Origin of the sequence: Mesorhizobium sp. WSM3868 (assembly GCF_002294785.1) — a bacterium.
Taxonomy (GTDB): Bacteria; Pseudomonadota; Alphaproteobacteria; order Rhizobiales; family Rhizobiaceae; genus Mesorhizobium.
In genome coordinates this window covers 1-1,148 of sequence record NZ_NSGB01000055.1, presented here as the reverse complement: position 1 = coordinate 1,148, position 1,148 = coordinate 1, and the positions used below count along the sequence as shown (strand labels likewise).

The 1,148-nt window shown below is 61.1% G+C and carries 1 protein-coding gene; it reads right to left on the bottom strand.

Translation table 11 applies throughout. The features are described from left to right. Positions 1-1,118 (bottom strand): histidine kinase dimerization/phosphoacceptor domain -containing protein (locus CK221_RS29510; protein WP_245430799.1); only part of this gene is annotated, 1,118 nt, incomplete at its 3' end. Positions 1,119-1,148 lie beyond the last annotated feature (30 nt).

Here is a 1,148-nt window from a genome sequence, read left to right as displayed (position 1 = left end):
GTGCCCGCGGCGGAGCTCTCTTGCTGGAGGTTACCGCCCATCTGCCGGGCGAGCGCCTGGATCAATTTCTGTCCCGACCCGCCAGGCCGGGGATTCTGAATGCCACGACCGTTGTCGGCAACGGTCAGGCGTGCCTCGCCGTAGCCTATCCCGGACTCAAGCTTGACAACGATACGCCCGCCCTCCGCTCCGAACGCATGCTTGACTGAGTTCATCGCGGCTTCGTTCAAGATAAGACCGAGCGGCACCGCGCGTTCAATCGAGAGCTCGACTTCGTCGGCCGCGATCTCGATCGTTGCAATTTCCACCTGCGTCTGCAGCGAAGCGCAGAGCGCCCGCAAGTAACCGGCGACGTCCACCGTTCGGAGGTCCTGCCCCGGTGCCAGTTGGTCATGAGCAAGCGAAATGGCATTAACTCGGTTAGCCACGTGTTCCAGTGCCCGGTGCACTTCCGGCCTTTCAAGGCGGCGCTTCTGAATGGCTATCGAGGCCAGGATCAGCTGAAAGTTGTTCTTTACGCGGTGCTGCATCTCCCGCAGCAGCACCTCGCGTTGTTGCGCCTGGACTAGAGCCGTGGTGGATTCCAGGTTGCTTCGGTCCACCTCTGGCCGCCGCATTGCTGAAGCAATGAGGGCAGCAGCAGCCGTCATGAAGTCGACGGTATCTTCGCTGAAGTTGACCGAGGAATCCACCTCCAGCACGCCCCAGGCTGCACCCTTGATGAGGATCGGCACGTTCGCCAGCGATTTGATGTGGTGCTCTCTCAGCACATCTGAAAAGACGTATTCGCCATCCTGCTCGGCGGCCGTGCCATCGACAATCACTAAAGGCTCGGCTGTCTGATAAGTCCGGCCGGGCGGCGATCGCAGATCCGCCGAAAAAACAGCGTTCCGCACAGTCCCTTCCTTCCACCCGAAGCCGGCCTCCATGAACAGGTCCGCGGTGCGCGGGCGGTAGCGAAGGATCTTTGCGTGGTCTATCTCAACAGCCCGGGCTACCTGCACACAGGCCTGATCGAGGAAGGAGCCGAGCGCAGTTTGCTCGCCCGCTACGCGGCCAAGGTCCACGAGAATGCGGACATGTCGGCGCAACTTGGCTAGCTCGGTGGTGGGGTCCAATGATGAGATCCTCTCGAGCAGGGTTGAAAA